This is a genomic window from Rhodococcus sp. DMF-1 (assembly GCF_021441945.1).
Lineage (GTDB): Bacteria > Actinomycetota > Actinomycetes > Mycobacteriales > Mycobacteriaceae > Rhodococcus > Rhodococcus ruber.
Genome location: NZ_CP090442.1, coordinates 4,312,694 through 4,329,570 on the forward strand (window position 1 = coordinate 4,312,694; position 16,877 = coordinate 4,329,570).

16 protein-coding genes are annotated in these 16,877 nt (G+C 69.8%); 8 read left to right on the plus strand and 8 right to left on the minus strand.

Annotated elements, in window-relative coordinates; genetic code table 11:
* Positions 1 to 49: 49 nt before the first annotated feature.
* The 5 genes from dnaB to rpsF all read right to left on the minus strand — a co-directional run bounded on the left by dnaB (position 50) and on the right by rpsF (position 5,355).
* Complete coding sequence (dnaB, locus tag LZP97_RS19770) at positions 50 to 3,259, minus strand: replicative DNA helicase (RefSeq protein WP_230831585.1); 3,210 nt, start codon at positions 3,257 to 3,259, stop codon at positions 50 to 52.
* Positions 3,260 to 3,729: 470 nt separating this feature from the next.
* Entirely contained in the window at positions 3,730 to 4,185 is a 456-nt protein-coding gene (rplI, locus tag LZP97_RS19775) for a 50S ribosomal protein L9 (protein WP_017680194.1), read from the minus strand.
* A gap of 19 nt (positions 4,186 to 4,204) precedes the next feature.
* Complete coding sequence (gene rpsR, locus LZP97_RS19780; protein WP_003938621.1) at positions 4,205 to 4,447, minus strand: 30S ribosomal protein S18; 243 nt, start codon at positions 4,445 to 4,447, stop codon at positions 4,205 to 4,207.
* A gap of 43 nt (positions 4,448 to 4,490) precedes the next feature.
* Positions 4,491 to 5,003, minus strand: a complete 513-nt coding sequence (locus tag LZP97_RS19785) for a single-stranded DNA-binding protein (RefSeq protein ID WP_010596250.1) — start codon at positions 5,001 to 5,003, stop codon at positions 4,491 to 4,493.
* A 64-nt stretch (positions 5,004 to 5,067) separates the two neighbouring features.
* Positions 5,068 to 5,355: a 30S ribosomal protein S6 gene (gene rpsF / locus LZP97_RS19790; RefSeq protein WP_003938619.1), complete on the minus strand. Its 288-nt coding sequence runs from the start codon at positions 5,353 to 5,355 to the stop codon at positions 5,068 to 5,070.
* 130 nt (positions 5,356 to 5,485) lie between these two features.
* Here rpsF and LZP97_RS19795 point away from each other — a divergent pair, with 130 nt between their 5' ends.
* The 3 genes from LZP97_RS19795 (at position 5,486) to LZP97_RS19805 (ending at position 7,729) form a co-directional block, all read left to right on the plus strand.
* Complete coding sequence (locus tag LZP97_RS19795) at positions 5,486 to 6,829, plus strand: glycosyltransferase 87 family protein (RefSeq protein WP_040273033.1); 1,344 nt, start codon at positions 5,486 to 5,488, stop codon at positions 6,827 to 6,829.
* Between the two features lie 124 nt (positions 6,830 to 6,953).
* Positions 6,954 to 7,304 (plus strand): CD225/dispanin family protein, encoded by a 351-nt coding sequence (locus LZP97_RS19800; protein WP_010596252.1) that lies wholly within the window; start codon positions 6,954 to 6,956, stop codon positions 7,302 to 7,304.
* An 11-nt stretch (positions 7,305 to 7,315) separates the two neighbouring features.
* On the plus strand, positions 7,316 to 7,729 hold the full coding sequence (locus LZP97_RS19805) for a DUF2752 domain-containing protein (RefSeq protein ID WP_010596253.1): 414 nt from the start codon (positions 7,316 to 7,318) through the stop codon (positions 7,727 to 7,729).
* A 98-nt stretch (positions 7,730 to 7,827) separates the two neighbouring features.
* On the opposite strand, the gene LZP97_RS19810 is transcribed toward LZP97_RS19805, so the two are convergent.
* From LZP97_RS19810 to LZP97_RS19820, 3 genes are all read right to left on the minus strand, one after another.
* A complete protein-coding gene (locus LZP97_RS19810) occupies positions 7,828 to 9,405 on the minus strand; it encodes a glycosyltransferase family 87 protein (protein WP_234574896.1) in 1,578 nt (525 codons plus the stop codon).
* 9 nt (positions 9,406 to 9,414) lie between these two features.
* Positions 9,415 to 11,847 carry a transglycosylase domain-containing protein gene (locus LZP97_RS19815; RefSeq protein WP_230831593.1) on the minus strand — a complete coding sequence of 811 codons (2,433 nt, stop codon included), beginning with the start codon at positions 11,845 to 11,847 and terminating at the stop codon, positions 9,415 to 9,417.
* A gap of 511 nt (positions 11,848 to 12,358) precedes the next feature.
* Entirely contained in the window at positions 12,359 to 12,781 is a 423-nt protein-coding gene (locus tag LZP97_RS19820) for a DUF5318 domain-containing protein (protein WP_048771266.1), read from the minus strand.
* A gap of 94 nt (positions 12,782 to 12,875) precedes the next feature.
* Here LZP97_RS19820 and LZP97_RS19825 point away from each other — a divergent pair, with 94 nt between their 5' ends.
* The 5 genes from LZP97_RS19825 (at position 12,876) to LZP97_RS19845 (ending at position 16,843) form a co-directional block, all read left to right on the plus strand.
* Positions 12,876 to 13,691: a DUF1707 SHOCT-like domain-containing protein gene (locus LZP97_RS19825; RefSeq protein ID WP_010596257.1), complete on the plus strand. Its 816-nt coding sequence runs from the start codon at positions 12,876 to 12,878 to the stop codon at positions 13,689 to 13,691.
* A 23-nt stretch (positions 13,692 to 13,714) separates the two neighbouring features.
* Positions 13,715 to 14,536: a DUF1707 SHOCT-like domain-containing protein gene (locus LZP97_RS19830; RefSeq protein WP_234574897.1), complete on the plus strand. Its 822-nt coding sequence runs from the start codon at positions 13,715 to 13,717 to the stop codon at positions 14,534 to 14,536.
* On the plus strand, positions 14,533 to 15,084 hold the full coding sequence (locus LZP97_RS19835; protein WP_228287134.1) for a hypothetical protein: 552 nt from the start codon (positions 14,533 to 14,535) through the stop codon (positions 15,082 to 15,084). Before LZP97_RS19830 ends, LZP97_RS19835 begins: the two co-directional genes overlap by 4 nt.
* 120 nt (positions 15,085 to 15,204) lie before the next feature.
* Positions 15,205 to 15,762, plus strand: a complete 558-nt coding sequence (locus LZP97_RS19840) for a PadR family transcriptional regulator (protein WP_010596260.1) — start codon at positions 15,205 to 15,207, stop codon at positions 15,760 to 15,762.
* Complete coding sequence (locus LZP97_RS19845) at positions 15,755 to 16,843, plus strand: inositol-3-phosphate synthase (RefSeq protein ID WP_010596261.1); 1,089 nt, start codon at positions 15,755 to 15,757, stop codon at positions 16,841 to 16,843. Before LZP97_RS19840 ends, LZP97_RS19845 begins: the two co-directional genes overlap by 8 nt.
* Positions 16,844 to 16,877: the final 34 nt, after the last annotated feature.

Below are 16,877 nucleotides of genomic sequence, written 5' to 3' on the forward strand. Positions count from 1 at the left end.
ATCGGTGCGCGAATCCCGTCGGACGCCGTCCGGGCTGTGAGGCGAACCCTCAGCCCCGCGCCATGTCCACGAAGCGCGACAGGTGCAGCTGGTGCGCGACGGTGATCGTGGCCGTCGGACCGTTGCGGTGCTTGCCGAGGATCAGATCCGCCTCACCGCCGCGCGGGTCGTCACGTTCGAACGCGTCTGGCCGGTGCAGCAGAATCACCATGTCGGCATCCTGCTCGAGACTGTTGTGCACCGAGATGCCATCGGCAACAAAGTTGTGCGTGCCCGGGACGGTCCCGTCGTACACGTCCTGCTCACCGAGGCTGACGATGGATACGATCTCGTCCCAGTACACATTGTTGGTGGCGAGCATGTCGATGTCGGCGGTGTCGAGGACGCCTGCCACCTGAGCCAGACTCGACCGTGAACCCCCAACGGACCGCGAAGCCGCGGCCGCGACGAGCTCGCTGGGAGCGAGTTCCTCGACAGCGAGGAGCCGGCCCAGCGCCGCCTCGACGTCGGGTGTCACGGTGTCGGCGTCGTGACGTACGAGCTTCGGGCCGAGCTGCGCGAGCACCCACTGTGCCGCGGTGCCGTGGGCGCCCACGTCGTGCAGGAAGACGGCCTGATTCTCCGGGCCGGTGACGACGACATCCCAACCTGTTTCGGCCGCAGCGATCCGAGCGAAGACGCCGATTCGCAGGAGCAGACGGGCCAAGTCGTCGGCGAGGCACCGGGCTCCGCACGGATACCGGACATCGGCCCGCCCTCGGGCTCCGTCCCACGCGACGATTCCGTTGCCCTCCCACACGTGGCACACGAGCGCGGCGACCTGTTCCTTCGGCAGCGCGAACGCCTGGGACGGAACAGAACTTTCGACGACGGCGCGCTCGGCCAGCGCGACGACGTCGTCCTCGGAGACGGCGTGCGTGTCGAGAGGAGCAGGAACGGCGCGGGGCGCCGCGACCCGCTCGCCGACCGTGAGCTCGCCGAGGGGAATCCACCCGTCGACGGTGAGGAAGGGATGGTTCGCGGTGGCCTCCACCTGACGACCGGAGTCGAGCGTCAGCCGGAACACCTCCTTGCGTCCGCTCGGGAACACCTTGGTCATCGAGCGCGCAACCATGCGCATGCGCTCGTCCAGCGACCAGACGACGGGCTGTTCCCCACTGACCAGCAACTCGCCGAGGGTGACCTCGCAGCCGTTGTCCGCGCGCAGGACGCGGGTGCTCGCGGTGAGGCAACCCGACTCACGCAGGTCGGAGACCATGGGCTTCTTGTCGGTGCGCTGCTCGGGACCGCGGTTGAGCTGACAGATCGCGACCACCGGGACCTCGAGCTCCTTCGCGAGAAGCTTGAGGCTACGGGAGAATTCGGAGACCTCCTGCTGGCGGGACTCGACCTTCTTACCGGAGGTCATCAGCTGCAGGTAGTCGACGACGACCAGCCGGATGTCGTGTTTCTGCTTGAGGCGCCGCGCTTTTGCGCGAATCTCCATCATCGTCAGGTTGGGGGAGTCGTCGATGAACAGGGGCGCTTCGCTGATCTCGCTCATCCGCCGGGCGAGGCGCGTCCAGTCGTCGTCGGTCATGCGGCCCGAACGCATGTCACCGAGCTTGATCTTCGCCTCGGCGGAGAGCAGCCGCATGACGATCTCGGTCTTGCCCATCTCGAGGGAGAACATGACGGAAGCCATGCCGTGCTTGACCGAGCAGGACCGCAGGAAGTCCATGCCGAGCGTGGAGTTGTGGGTGGGCACCATCGACCGCCCGGCGAGATACAGGTGCTCACCGTCGACCTCGACGCACCGCACCGGTACGGACTCGACGGGACGGACGGCGACGATGCGCCGCTGCCGCGGCACCGTCGTACGGGTCTGCTTGTGCGCCTTGGCCTTGCTGGGGAGGACGAACACGTCGTCGTCGGTGGCGAATCGCACCGCCGACCCGGCGGCGGCGCAGGTGTAGCCGAGGCCGGCCAGCAGCTCGGCGACGTCGTCCCGCAGGCGGGCGCAGTCCGACTCGAATCGCACGGTGCCGTCGTCCTCGACGTGGCCGCCGGCGTCGAGCAGACCGGCGAGCAGTTCACGCCGCTGCTGTTCCGACGCCCGCTGGTAGGCGCCGGGGATGTGCGCGCCGAGCGTCATGAGTTCCTCGGCGAATCCGCCCTCGCCCTGCACCCGCATGTGCACGTGGGGATCGGCCGACGGGCCACCGAGCCAGGCGCCGAGAGTGAACGGGGCGACGGGCAGATCGGCGACGGGCAGGCGCAGCGGAGCGACGTTACCGACGATGTGGCCGGTGGAGAGTGAGGCCGCGAGCTCCCCGGTGGTGCGTACCCGCGACGGGCCGCCGTCGGAGGTGAGCCACTGATGCTGCTCGTCGGCGACGAGGACCGTGCCGTCGGAGAACTCCACCTCGAAGCAGGGGCGGCCGTGCAGCACCTCGGTGGCGGCCAGCACCCGGGTGGGGCGACCGTGGGCGTCGAGAAGTTCGTCGCCGACGGCGACCTCGCCCATGGTCGTCCAGCCGCCGGGGGTGGGCAGTGCAGTGTCGAGGGACAGCGCCTTTCCGACACCCGGGCGGGCGGCGACGATGATCATCTGCCCGGCGTGGAGACCGTTGGTGATCTCGTCGAGTTCGGCGAACCCGGTGGGCACACCCAGGGAGATGCCGCCGCGGCTGGCGATCGAGTCGATCTCGTCCATGGTGGGCTGCAGCAGCTCTTCGAGCGGGACGAAGTCCTCGGACGTGCGGCGCTCCGAGACCTCGAAGATCTCGGCCTGGGCGCGGTCGACGACCTCGGCGACGTCCTGCCCATCGGAGCCGGCGTACCCGTACTGGACGATGCGGGTGCCGGCCTCGACGAGGCGGCGCAGGATGGCCTTCTCGGCGACGATCTCGGCGTAGTAGCTGGCGTTCGCGGCGGTAGGCACGGTCTGGGTCAGCGTCACCAGGTAGGCGGCGCCGCCGATGCGGCGGAGCTCTCCGCGCCGGTCGAGTTCCGCGGACACCGTGACGGGGTCGGCCGGCTCACCGCGACTGTAGAGATCGAGGATCGAGTCGTACACCGCCTGGTGGGCGGGACGGTAGAAGTCGCCGGGCCGCAGCACCTCGAGCACGTCGGCGATGGCGTCCTTGCTGAGCAGCATGCCCCCGAGCACCGACTGCTCGGCGACCATGTCCTGCGGGGGCTGGCGGCCGAAGTCGCCCGCCGGCTCCTCCGGCGGTCCCGGGTACTCGGAATGGCCCCGATCGTCCACTACAGCCACGCGACGCCGTCCTTCCCCGTCTCGGCACCTTCGCGGGGGACAGGCCCTGTCCACCCGCGCTCGTCACCACTTCTACCCGGCCCCACCGACACGTCCTCCGGACGCGCGCGCTCGACGTTAGGCACTGGGAACGCCCCGTCCAAATCCGCCTGTGCACACATCTGTGGATGAATTGTGGAAACGGGAGGACGGCCTTGTGCACCCCTTGGGGACAACCTGGGGACAACGCATCTCACACTCTGCATCGGTGCTGCTCAGAGGGAACAAATCGAGTTTCACACGTGTGGAGAACAACCCGCTCGGCGTGTCGCGCCGTATGTGTTTCCGGGCGTGTTACCCGGTTCCGACACCCGCGTCGCTATGCTGCAGGTCACAAACCTACCGGTACCCTTGGCGAGTTATCCACAGGCCCTGTGGACAGACGACGAAGAGCCCTGCACCAGGGGCGCAGGGCTCTTCGAGGACCGGAATCAGGCGGCCACGACGTTCAGATCGAACTTCGCGGTCACGTCCGGGTGCAACTTCACGATCACCGTGTGCTTGCCGGTCGACTTGATGTGCGCCTTGGGCAGCTCGATGATGCGCTTGTCGACGACGGGGCCACCGGCGGCCTTGACGGCACCGGCAACGTCGGCGGCGGTGACCGAGCCGAACAGCTTGCCCGAGTCGCCGGCGGTCTTCACGGCCAAGGTGACGCTCTCGAGGCCCTCGATCGCGGCCTTGAGCTCCTTGGCGTGATCGAGGCCGCGCACCGCACGAGCCTCCTGGGCCCGGCGGATGCCCTCGACCTGCTTCTGGGCACCACGGGTGGCGACGATCGCCAGGCCGCGGGGCAGCAGGTAGTTGCGGCCGTAGCCGTCCTTGACCTCGACGGTGTCGCCAGGCGCACCGAGGTTGTCCACGTCGGCAGTGAGAATGAGCTTCATCGTGTGTCCCTCCCTTTCCTTAGCGAGCCGTCGAGACGTAAGGAAGCAGGGCCACCTCACGCGAGTTCTTCACAGCGATGGCAACGTCGCGCTGGTGCTGCACGCAGTTACCCGTGACACGACGGGCGCGGATCTTGCCGCGGTCGCTGACGTACTTGCGCAGCAACGTCGTGTCCTTGTAGTCGATCTGCACGTTCTTTTCCTTGCAGAAGGTGCAGACCTTCTTCTTCAAAACCTTTTCGCGCGCGGGCGCCTTAGGCATGGTCTTTCTCCGTACTTTCCGAATGTTCCGATCGAAGGTCGGATCAGAACGGGGGCTCGTCGTCCCCGCCGAAGGAGCCCGCCGCCGGGGCGCTGCCCCACGGGTCGTCCCCGCCGGTGCTCGCGCCGGCACGGGCCCCGCCCGATCCTCCGGAGGAACCGCCGAAGCCGCCCCCGCCACCGCCCCCGCCACGGCTGGCCTTGTTGACCTTGGCCGTCGCGTAGCGGAGCGAGGGGCCGATCTCGTCGACCTCGAGCTCCACGACAGTGCGCTTCTCGCCTTCACGCGTCTCGTAGCTGCGCTGCTTGAGCCGGCCCTGCACGATCACGCGCGAGCCACGGGTCAAGCTCTCGGCCACGTTCTCCGCTGCCTCACGCCAGATGTTGCAGCGCAGGAACAGCGCCTCGCCGTCCTTCCACTCGTTGGACTGACGGTCGAAGATGCGGGGCGTGGACGCGACGGTGAAGTTCGCGACCGCGGCCCCCGCCGGGGTGAAACGCAGCTCGGGATCAGCCGTCAGATTGCCGATGACGGTGATGACGGTGTCGCCTGCCATGTGGTTCCTCCTGCTGTGTGTGGAGTCCTGATGCGCCCGAGCCTACGGCCGGACGCCGACAGACTCACTTGCCGTGGCGCAGAACCTTGGTGCGGAGCACCGACTCGTTCAGGCCGAGCTGGCGATCCAGCTCCGCGACAGTGGCGGGCGTAGCGCTGATGTCGATCACCGCGTAGATGCCTTCGCTGTGCTTGGCGATCTCGTACGCGAGACGACGCTTACCCCACACGTCGACCTTGTCGATCTTGCCGCCGTCCTGGCGAACGACGTTGAGGAACGTATCCAGCGACGGGGCGACAGTGCGCTCGTCCAGGCTGGGGTCGAGAATGACCATCAGTTCGTAATGACGCATAAGACCTCATCACCTCCTATGGACTATGGGCGGTCACGGACGGTCCGTGACAGGAGGGTCGTTGCGTCAGCAACCCATGCAGGCTACACGACGCGCCCTTGACCAGCGAAATTGGCCTAGGGTGAAGAACATGCGCACGAGTTCCCGGACGCCCGCGCTCGTCGCCGTCGTGACGTGCGCGCTCGCCATGTGGCTCGGCTACCTGAACAAGGCCCGCTGCGCCGGGCCGCCGTTCGACCCGCAGGGCCGCAGCGTGCGGTTCGACGCGGTCAAGGACGCCACGGTCTGCTACTCCGACATCCAGCAGTTGTGGATCGGACGCGGCATCAACCTGCACCTGTTCCCGTTCCTCGACGGCGGGATCACCCGCGACGGCGTGCTCACCGGCGGCACCGTCGAGTACCCGGTACTGAGCGGCATCCTGATGTGGGTGGGGGCCCTGCGCGCCGACACCGACGCCGAGTTCCTCCTGCACTCCGCGCTGCTGCTGGCCCCGTTCGGCCTGCTCGTCGCGTGGCTCCTCGGCCGGCTGGCCGGATGGGCCGCGCTGCTCTGGTCGGTGACGCCGCCGCTGGTGCTGTACGGCTTCCACAACTGGGACCTGCCCGTCGTCGCGACCACCGTCGGGGCCGTGGCCGTGCTCGGGGTGCGACGGTGGTCCCTGCGCACCCGCGCGGTGGCCGCGGCCGTCCTGCTCGCGGTCGGGTTCTGCCTCAAGGTGTATCCCGGCATCTTCGTGCTGCCGCTGATCGCGTACGTCCTGACCGGCGGGGACGAACCGCGACCCCGGCGCGACGTGCGGGGCGCGGTGACGGTGGGCGCCGCAGCGGCGGTAACGGTGATCGCCGTGAACCTGCCGTTCGCGCTGCTCGGCTATCCGGGATGGCGCGCATCGTTCGAGTTCCAGGGCAACCGCGCGGCCGACGCCACGAGCAACTCGATCTGGTACTGGGGGCTGCGGCCGCTGGTCGGCGGCTATCAGGACACCGAGGTCACGGCCGAGTACAACGACATCGTCGCCGTCGTCTCGCCGTTGTCGATCTGCGCCGCCTTCGCGCTGGCGCTGTGGCTGGGGTGGCGGCGGTACCGCCGCGACGGCAGCTACCCGTGGGTCGCGGTCGGCGCCGCGATGCTGTGTGGATTCCTGCTGCTGCACAAGGTCCATTCACCGCAGTACACCCTGTGGCTGTTGCCGTTCCTGGTGCTGCTGCGGGTGCGCTGGCCGCTGATCGCCTCGTACCTCACCGTGGACCTCGCCATCGGGATCGGGGTGTTCCTGTGGTTCGACGCGACCATGACCCACAGCGACACCACGATCCCGCTGCTGCTCACCCTGGTCGGGGTGTGGGGGCGGGCCGCGCTGCTCGTCGTGCTGTTCTTCGTGTTCGCCGGCGCACCCCTGCGCCGATCCGGCCAGCCCCCACCCGACGAGGAGCAACCCCGGATGCCGGCTATGAGCGGAGAAAATCGGTGAACACGTCCCGGGCCGGGCGGCCGGCGCGGTCGTGGTGAGTGCGGCAGCACCGCGGCTGGTCTACCCTTCCGCGCGGGGGGAACCGGAACAGGCCGGGATCCCGACGGGGTGATCGAGGACGAAGATGAGTGACTATCCGCAGTACCCGCCGAACAATCCGGGCGGGTATCCCCCGCCGGGCGGCTACGGGTACTACCCGGGGCCGCAGTTCGGGCCGCCACCCGACAACAACCTGGTGTGGGGCATTCTCACGACGATCCTCTGCTGCCTGCCGCTCGGCGTCGTTTCGATCATCAAGGCGAGCCAGGTCAATTCCCTCTGGGCGCAGGGCCAGTTCGATGCCGCGCGCCGATCGGCCGACGACGCGAAGAAGTGGGCGATCTGGTCGGTGGTGGCGAGCGTCGCGGTATGGGCGGTGGTCGTCGTCTTCTACATCGTCGTCCTCGCCGCGGCGGTCTCGTCGTCGGGTTACTGAGGGACCCGGCCGTGCAGACGCTCACCGCCCGGCTCGCCGCTCCCGTCGGGGTGGCGGCCGTGTCGGTGTGCGTGTGCGCGGCCGTCGCGTGGGCGGATCCGACGACGCCGGGTGGCCCGATTCCGCCGTGCCCGACCCGCGCCCTGTTCGGTATCTGGTGCCCCGGGTGCGGATCGTCGCGGATGCTGTATTCGCTGCTGCACCTCGATGTTCCGGCCGCGCTGCGCTACAACGCCCTCGGCGTGGCCGCGGTGCTGCTGCTGGGGTGGTCGTTCGTCGTGTGGACGGCCGCCCGGGTCCGTGGACACCGGATCGTCCAGTGGTACCAGTGGCGGTGGGCGCCGCAGATCGTGCTGTGGGCGGTGCTGGGCTGGTTCGTCGTCCGCAACCTCCCCGTCGCGCCCTTCGACGCGCTGCGCGTGTAGACGACGCTCGTCGCGGACGAGCACTCGCGCGCAAAAATGCTTCCCGCGCAGGTTTTTACGCGCGCGGGCAGCACCCGTCGCGCGCGGCTCCGGCCGGGCTACGGTGCGGCGCTCGACGCGGGTGTCCGCCGCTCGGCCGATTCGGGAGGTGATGTCCGCCGGGCGCCGGGCCGCACTCCCTCCGGAATCCACCGCGGGGGAGCGTCGGGGGCGTGGTCGAGCACACCACCGACGGGGTCGTCGACGAAGCCGTAGCGCACGAGATCCTCGGCCGGACGGAGAATCTGCCGGACGACGAGCGCGCACAGCGCCACGACCGCGAGGTCGCGCAGCAGCACGGTCGTCGTGAACCACTGCTCGGGCAGGCCCTTGTTCTCGGCGCCGAGATAGAAGTACATGCGCGGCACCCAGACGAGGGCGTCGATCGTCATCCACGCGAGCAGGATCCGCCGGTGCGGTAGGGCCAGCACGGCGAGCGGCACCAGCCACAGCGAATACTGGGGGCTCCACACCTTGTTGGTGAGCAGGAACGCGGCAACCACGAGGAAGCACAACTGGGCGAGGCGGGGGCGGCGCGGAGCCGTCCATGCGAGCCACGCGATGCCGCCGCAGGCCGCGGCGAACAGCAGCAGCGACACCGAGTTCAGGGTGGAGGTGTCCCAGCCGGACCACCCGGTCAGCGACCGCGCGACGTTGTAGATCGAATCGGGGTCCGCCCCGCGTTCGGTGTTGAGCCGGAAGAACTCGGCCCAGCCGCGCGGGTAGAGGATCATGATCGGCAGGTTCACGGCGAGCCAGGCGGCCGCCGCGGCACCGGCCGCCTGGCCCAGTGCCCGCAGCTTCCCGGTGCGCAGGCACAGCAGCAGCAGCGGACCGAACAGCAGCAGCGGGTACAGCTTGGTGGCGGCACCGAGCCCGAACAGCACCCCGGCGAGCACCGGCCGCCGCCGCGCCCAGGCCAGCAGCCCACCGGCCGCGAAGGCGGTGGCGAGGGCGTCGAAGTTGGTGAAGGCGTGCACGGCGACGAGCGGCGAGGCGGCGACGAGCGCCGCGTCCCAGATGCGGCGGCCGGCGGAGAGCGCGGTGGCCCACACGGTGACGAGCCAGGCCGCGGCGAGACCCACCGCGACGATGTCGAAGTAGATCGCCACCTGCAGGCCGCCCGGAAGCCACGACGCGGCGTCCCAGGCCTTCGCTGCGCGCATCGAGACGTACTGGTAGAGGCCGGCGAGGACCGGATACTCCATGTACCGGACCTGGGACTGCCCGTCCGGTCCGGGCTCCTCCCACGACGTCTTGTACGGGAAGGCACCGGCACTGAGGCGTTCGGCGCCGTAGAGCGGCACGACGTCGGAGTAGCACATGGCGACGTACTGCCGGTTGTCGCCCCAGTCCAGCCCGAGGGCACCGTTCTCGCCCACCGCCCCCTGCTGGATGCAGGCGGCCTTGGTGAACCAGCCGAGAGCGAGGAACACGACCGCCAGGAGCAGCAGCGCGCGCAGCGGCGTGAAGAACCGGGTGCGTCCGAGCAGGGCGTACCGTCCGACGGGGCCGCCGATGCCGGTGGACAGACGCGACACCGTCGGATCGGTCCATCCGGGTGCGTCGCGCCAGTCCGCGGAGCGGCGGTCGGCAACGAGCGGACCCGGCGACGCGAGCTCTCTCTTCTCGGTCACCCCGCGAGGCTACCCGCCGGGTGTGGCGCCGACGGGGTCCTCCTGGAAGCGGCTGTTGCCGGACTGCTCGTCCCCGCCGGCACCGGTCGACTCGTCCTGCGTCCCGAAGCCCGGCGTGTCCTCTTCCGTGGTGGGGGTCGGTGTGGGCACCTGCTGGGTGGTGGTCTGCGGCGCCACGCCCGGCATGGGGATGGTCACGCCCGGGAGGATCTCGACGTTGCGGGTCGTGATCTCCGGCGGCGTGGGCAGCTCCGGCGTCGTCCGCTCGGTCGTCGTCGGGGTCTGCGTCGTGGTCCTCGGCGGCGCCGGCGCCGAGTACGCCGGGACGCCGGCCTGTCCGGCGATCGGTTCGGGAGTCGGGAACTTCTCGACGTCGGTGCCTTGGAGGGCACCGTCCATCGTGTCCTTCCAGATGTCCGACGGCAGGCCGGACCCGTAGATCATGCCGCCCCAGCTGTTCTCCAGGGGCAGGCCCTGTTCGGTGCCGACCCACACGGCCGTCGACAGCGACGGCGTGTAGCCCACCATCCAGGCGTCCTTGTTCGAGCCGGTGTCGCCGAGCTGCGCGGTGCCGGTCTTGGCGGCGGACGGGCGGCCGCCGGCGAGGGCATGCCCGTTGGAGTACGCGGCGATGGGCATCATCGCGGCGGTGGTGTTGTCTGCCACGGCCTCGTCGACCCGCTGTTCCCCGGCGGGGGTGCCGCGGTCGAGCAGCACGGTGCCGTCGGCGGTGACGACCTTCTGCACGAAGTAGGGCTCGTGGTAGGTGCCGGACGCGGCGAGCGTCGCGTACGCCGACGCCATGTCGATCACGCGGGACTGGTACTGGCCGAGCACGATGCCGTAGTTGGGGCCGACGCCGCCCGGCTCGGTGAGGGTCTCGCCGACGCCGGGGATCTCCTCGGGGATGCCGAGCTGGTGTGCCATGTCGGCGATGGCCTGCGGGCCGTTGTCCATCTCGAGCATCATCCGGTAGAAGCTGGTGTTGAGCGACCGCTTCAGCGCCTCGGCGATGGTGCAGGTGCCGCAGTTCTCGCCCTCGACGTTGCCGATCGAGATGCCGTTGACGGTGAGCGGGCCGCTGTCGTACATCGCGGACAGCGGGTTGCCCTGGTCGAGGTTGGCGGCCAGGCCGAACACCTTGAACGACGATCCGGTCTGCAGACCGGACTGGGCGAAGTCGAAGCCACCGCCGTTGTCGCCGCCGTAGTAGGCGCGGACGGCGCCGCTGCGCGGGTCGACGGATACGACGGCGGTGCGCAGCTCCTCCGGCTCGCCGTCCATGTTCGTGCGGACCGCGTCGAGTGCGGCCTCCTGTGCCTGCGGGTCGATCGTGGTGGTGATCTGGAGTCCCTCGGTGTTCAGCAGGTTCTCGTCGATGCCCTCCTCGGACAGCTCCCGCAGCACCTGGGTGCGTAGCAGGCCCTCCGGCCCGTTGGACTGTCCGCCGTTGTCGACCTCGGCCAGCGGCACGTACCGCGGATACTGCATCGAGGCCCGGTCGGCCTCGTTCAGGGTGCCGGCGGTCACCATCCCGTCGAGGACGTAGTTCCAGCGCGCCTGGGCGCCCTCGGGGTTGGTCTCCGGATCCAGCAGCGACGGCAGCTGGATCGAGGAGGCGAGCACGGCACCCTCCTCGACGGTGAGCTCGCCGACGGGCTTACCGAAGTACGCCGTGGAGGCAGCGGCGATGCCGTACGCGCCACGTCCGAAGTAGATGGTGTTCAGGTAGGCGGCGAGGATGTCGTCCTTGGACCACTGGTTGGCCATCTTGGACGCGAGGACGAGTTCCTTCATCTTGCGGGTCAGGGTGCGCTCGGAGCCGACCAGCGCCGTCTTCACGTACTGCTGGGTGATGGTCGAACCACCGCCGGCGCTCTCCCGGCCGAGGATGTTGTCGCGGGCCGCGCGGGCGAAGCCGCTGACCGAGAATCCGGGATTGCTGTAGAAGTCACGATCCTCGGCGGCGAGTACGGCGTTGCGGACGTGCTCGGGGATCTCGTCGAGGCCCACCTCGGTGCGGTTGCCCTCGGGCGGCACCACCTTGGTGATGACGGTCGAGCCGTCGGCGGCGTAGACGGTGGCGACCTGGTTGGTCTTCAGGTCACCGGGACGCGGAACCTCCTGGACGACGTAGGCCAGCATGAACGCGAGGATCGGCAGCACCAGGGCCAGGGCCACGGCCACGTAGCCGACACGCCGCACGGTGCGCCAGCGCGTCGACTTGGGGTCGCCCGGACCACGCGGGGGCTCGTCACCCCCGCCGCGCGCGGTCGGGGGCGGGGTCGGTGGGCGCCCGCCGGGGGGCGCGCCTGCGGGCCGGTCGGGCGGCTGCTGAGGGTTGCGGTTCTGCACCGGCGGCCGGTTCTGCGGCGGGAGTTGCCGGGTCCGGTCGGCCGGTGGTTGCTGCGGTCGCGGCCCGTGAGCGTCCGGCGACGGCATCCCTGCGGCCCCGTACTGCTGCGGGGGACGTTGCTGCGGCGGATACGGCTGGGGCCGCGGGCCGCCCGGCTGGGGGCGCGGCGGCGGCGGGTACGGACGTCCCTGCGGCGGGGGCATCCGCCGTTCGGCGGGCGGCGGCCCGCCGGGACCGCGCTGCGGTGGGGGACCCCCCACAGGTCCCGGTCGCCGCGGCGGCGGGGGACCTGCCGGTCCGTTCCCGTGCGGCGGCATCGGCCGGTCGCCCTGCGGGTCGTTGTGGGGGGAACTCACGTACTCATCTCCAACCGGTAGCGCGGACGCGCGGCACGCGTCCTCGTTTCACGTCTGCAGACTTCGGTCTCGTCGGGCAGCGCGCGTTCGGGCAGTGCAATGTTTCGGGCAGTGCAGTGTTTCGGGCAGTGCAGTGTTTTCGGGCAGTGCAGTGTTTTCGGGCAGTGCAGTGTTTTCGGGCAGTGCAGTGTCGCCCGGGGACCTCACCGGGCGCGGCGGTTCAGCAGGGGTCGCGCACGGCTCACTCGCTCGCGGTGCGGCGGCTCTGGCCGGTCGACCTGCGGCGGGGCCGCTTCGGCGCGGGTTCCGCCCCCAGGACATAGGACTGGACGAGGTGGTTCCAGCTGCACGTGCGGCACACCTCGACCACGTGGACGGAGAACTCCTCCTGGCTGGCGGCCAGGCGGACCAGTTCCTCCGCGGTGCGGGCCGACCCGGACACCGGACCGAGCTTGTCGCCGAACACCCACGACACGAGTGTCAGCTGCTCCTTGCGGCAGATCGGGCAGACCACGTCACTGCCGCGGCCGTGGAACTTGGCGGCACGGAGCAGGTAGGGGCTGGCGTCGCACACCTCCGAGACGCCGGTCCGTCCCGAGTAGACCTGAGCGAGCAGCGACCTGCGCTGCAGCGCGTAGTCCACCACCTGCCGCTGTATCCGCACGGGTCCAGAGTACGTGCGGACGGCACGCGGGTGGGCAGGGTGTGGGCCGCGTGACTGTGCGACGCGCCCATATCGGACGTTCTACGCTGCCCGGATGGTGAGCCGACACACGCCGCGAACGCGGGCACGCGACATCGACCGGGCGCAGGCCTGCGGCCGCCTCGACACCGCCTACGCCGACGGTCAGCTCGACTTCGGGGAACACCGGGACCGGACGGCCCGGGCCATGTCCGCGAAGACGCTGGGCGAGCTCGCGGACCTGGTCCGGGACCTGCAGCCACCCGAGAATCCGGCGGTCCCGTCTTCGGCCCGGCGGCCCGGGCTGCGCCGGATCGTGGCGGTGGCCGTCGCGGTGGCGGCCGCGGTGGCCGGCGCGGTGCTGCTGCTGTCGGCGGGTCCGGCGCCGGAGCCCGCGGCCGTGCGGGAGCAGCCCGCCGCACCGGTGGCAGTTCCCGGCGACGGCGTCGACCCGATCGTGGTGACTCCGGTGCGGCCGCTCGAACCCGGCGGATTCGAGGGGGTTCTCGCGTCGGTGCGGGACCGCTTCGGTGACACGGTCGTGTATCGGCTGGTCCTCCGTCCGGATCGGGCTCACATCGAACGGGCGCTGCCGGACGACCCCGGCCGGATCGCCACGTACAGCTACGCGGGCGGGGCGCTACGGGCCCAACCGGTGACGACGCAGCGCCTCCCCGGCTACCGCGATGTCGACCTCGGCGGGGTCGACCCCGGGGCCCTGACCACCCGGATCGCCGAAGCCCCCGCGCTGGTCGGACTGCCCGACGGCGCGGTCTCGCACGTCTCGTTCGCCCACGACGGCACGCCGACGGCGAACATCTACGTCGAGTCCGGCGACCGCACCCGATACGTGAAGGTTCTGTTCGACGGCACCGTGCAGCGCGTGTTCTGAACTGCATCGTTACGATCTCCCGCATGATCGGCCGCCGTTCGCCTTCCACCAGGGCACGCGACGTCGATCGGGCGGCGGTCCGGGCGCGTCTCGACGCGGCGTACGCGGACGGGCAGCTCACCGGTCCCGAACACGAGGCCCGGGATGCGCGTGCCGACGTCGCCGGCACGCTCGGCGAACTGGACGAGCTGGTCGCCGACCTGCAGGCGAGTTCGGACGTCGCCGCGACGGCACGGGTCCGCGCGCGCGGTCCCGGGGTGTTCACCGCGGTCGTGGTGGCGTCGGCCGTGGCGGCAGGGGTGGCGACGTTCTCCTGGGTACGCGTCGATGCACCGTCCGCGCCGCTGGGGCCGGCGCTCGATCCGGCAGCGCTGCGGCCCGTCGTGGTGCCGACGCCGAGCCCGGTGACGCGGGCCGGCCTCGAGCAGTTCCGAGCCGACCACCTGGCGGCGTTCGGGGACACGCTGGTCGACGAGGTGGACTTCTTCGAGCAACATGCGCGCGTCACCCGTTCCGTGCCCGGCAGCCCGGACCGCATGGTGTCGTACACCTACCGCGGCGGTTTCGACGCGGACGACGTGCCCCGCACCCGCGCCGTGGAAACCGCGGTGGTCGACCTGGCGACGTTGGACGTCGACGCCCTCGCGGGGTACGTCGCGGGGGCGCCGCAGAGTGTCGGCGTACCGGACGGCACGGTCGGCCACATCTCCGTCGACGTGTCGTACGACCAGCCGTCGGTGCGCATATTCGTGAGCAATACGGCTCGCGAGACCGGCTTTCTCGAGGTGACGCCGCAGGGCGAGCTGATCGAACTGCACCGGTTCGAGAACCGGGGAACCCGGTGAGGACTCGTCGAGTGGTGGTCGCGGCGACCGCGGTCGCGGCAGGGGCGGTGACGGGGGCGCTGGCGGGACTGGCCGCGAACGCGGCGGACGGACCGCCGCCGCCACCGGAGTTGACGTCGCCGCAGGGACTGGCCCGCTTCGTGGAGGAGTACCGGGCCGAGTTCGGCGACACGCTCGTCGACGACGTGACGCTGTTCCCGGAGCACGCGTCGTTCGACCGGGCGGTCGCCGACGAACCGCACCGGTATCTCTCGTACACCTTCGACGGCGAGTTCGCCTCGTGGAGCAGTCCGCACACCCGGCCGTCGGATGCGGTGGCCTTCGATCTGGCAGGCCTCGACCTGGTCGCGGTGTCGCAGGTGATCCTCGGCGCTCCAGCGACCCTGCGGGTGCCCGACGGCCGGGTCGAGCAGGTCGGTTTCGACGTCGACGACGCGGGCCGGGCGACGGTCGCGGTCCACGCGCGGCGTCCGGGCACCGATCAGGGCGGGCACCTGGTGCTGGCGTTCGACGGTACGCCGATCGCGGTGTTTCCCTACGAGCCCTGAGGAAAATTACCGCTACCCGTTGTTACATGCACTGCTGTCGGTTATCGTCCTATATATCGGTGCGATATAATCGGTGATCGCATCACTCGGATAGTTCGACGACACGGTGGAGGAGGCCTCTTGCTCGAGCTGGCAATTCTCGGGCTGCTCCTCGAGTCGCCCATGCACGGCTACGAGCTCCGCAAACGACTGACCGGGCTGCTCGGCGCGTTCCGCGCCTTCTCCTACGGTTCCCTCTATCCGACGCTGCGACGGATGCAGGCCGACGGACTCATCGAGGAGGACGCAGGACCACCCGGCACCGTCAAGCGACGAGCGCGTCGCGTGTACCAGCTCACTCCGGAGGGGCGCAAGCGCTTCTCCGAGCTGGTGGCCGACACCGGTCCGCAGAACTACACCGACGACGGTTTCGGCGTGCACCTCGCCTTCTTCAGCCGCACCCCCGCCGAGGCGCGGATGCGGATCCTCGAGGGCAGGCGCCGCCAGGTCGAGGAGCGCAGGGAAGGGCTCCGCGACGCAATCGGACGGGCCAGCGGGACGTTGGATCGCTACACCCGTCAGCTTCATCAGCTCGGCCTCGAGTCCAGTGAGCGCGAGGTCCGCTGGCTCAACGAACTGATCGCCGCCGAGCAGTCGACAGCACAACGCAACACAGAAGGAGAACCCGACCATGGGTGAGAACAGCACCTCGGTGCGCGTGGCCATTGTAGGCGTGGGGAACTGTGCCTCGTCCCTGGTCCAGGGCGTCGAGTACTACAAGGACGCGGAAGCGAACACGACCGTTCCCGGCCTGATGCACGTCGAGTTCGGCCCGTACCACGTGCGCGACGTCCAGTTCGTCGCGGCATTCGACGTGGATGCGAAGAAGGTCGGCTTCGATCTCTCCGAGGCGATCTTCGCCAGCGAGAACAACACCATCAAGATCGCCGACGTTCCGCCGAGCGGCGTCACCGTCCAGCGTGGCCACACCCTCGACGGCATCGGCAAGTACTACGCCGAGACCATCGAGCTCTCCGAGGCCGAGCCCGTGGACGTCGTCCAGGCGCTGAAGGACGCGAAGGTCGACGTGCTCGTGTCCTACCTCCCCGTCGGGTCCGAAGAGGCCGACAAGTTCTACGCCCAGTGCTGCATCGATGCCGGTGTCGCGTTCGTCAACGCGCTGCCCGTGTTCATCGCCTCCGACCCGGAATGGGCCGCCAAGTTCACCGATGCCGGTGTCCCGATCGTCGGCGACGACATCAAGTCGCAGGTCGGCGCCACCATCACCCACCGCGTCATGGCGAAGCTGTTCGAGGACCGCGGTGTGCAGCTCGACCGCACCATGCAGCTCAACGTCGGCGGCAACATGGACTTCAAGAACATGCTCGAGCGTGAGCGTCTCGAGTCGAAGAAGATCTCCAAGACCCAGGCCGTCACCTCCAACCTCAAGAAGGAGATGGGCACCAACGACGTCCACATCGGCCCGTCCGACCACGTCGGCTGGCTCGACGACCGCAAGTGGGCGTACGTCCGCCTCGAGGGCCGCGCCTTCGGCGACGTGCCGCTGAACCTCGAGTACAAGCTCGAGGTGTGGGACTCGCCCAACTCGGCCGGCATCATCATCGACGCGATCCGCGCCGCGAAGATCGCCAAGGACCGCGGCATCGGCGGTCCTGTCCTGCCGGCGTCCGCCTACCTGATGAAGTCCCCGCCGGTCCAGATGGCCGACGACAAGGCCCGCACCGAGCTCGAGGCCTTCATCATCGGCGCCGACGCCTGATCCGTAGCGTCACAACACCCCTCGCGGGTGGTGG

What these genes read in the sequence shown, in the direction of transcription:
- rplI (WP_017680194.1), bottom strand. Translation starts at nt 4,185, where the DNA reads ATGAAGCTCATTCTCACTGCCGACGTGGACAACCTCGGTGCGCCTGGC.
- rpsR (WP_003938621.1), bottom strand. Translation starts at nt 4,447, where the DNA reads ATGCCTAAGGCGCCCGCGCGCGAAAAGGTTTTGAAGAAGAAGGTCTGC.
- LZP97_RS19785 (WP_010596250.1), bottom strand. Translation starts at nt 5,003, where the DNA reads ATGGCAGGCGACACCGTCATCACCGTCATCGGCAATCTGACGGCTGAT.
- rpsF (WP_003938619.1), bottom strand. Translation starts at nt 5,355, where the DNA reads ATGCGTCATTACGAACTGATGGTCATTCTCGACCCCAGCCTGGACGAG.
- LZP97_RS19795 (WP_040273033.1), top strand. Translation starts at nt 5,486, where the DNA reads ATGCGCACGAGTTCCCGGACGCCCGCGCTCGTCGCCGTCGTGACGTGC.
- LZP97_RS19800 (WP_010596252.1), top strand. Translation starts at nt 6,954, where the DNA reads ATGAGTGACTATCCGCAGTACCCGCCGAACAATCCGGGCGGGTATCCC.
- LZP97_RS19815 (WP_230831593.1), bottom strand. Translation starts at nt 11,847, where the DNA reads ATGCCGTCGCCGGACGCTCACGGGCCGCGACCGCAGCAACCACCGGCC.
- LZP97_RS19825 (WP_010596257.1), top strand. Translation starts at nt 12,876, where the DNA reads ATGGTGAGCCGACACACGCCGCGAACGCGGGCACGCGACATCGACCGG.
- LZP97_RS19830 (WP_234574897.1), top strand. Translation starts at nt 13,715, where the DNA reads ATGATCGGCCGCCGTTCGCCTTCCACCAGGGCACGCGACGTCGATCGG.
- LZP97_RS19845 (WP_010596261.1), top strand. Translation starts at nt 15,755, where the DNA reads ATGGGTGAGAACAGCACCTCGGTGCGCGTGGCCATTGTAGGCGTGGGG.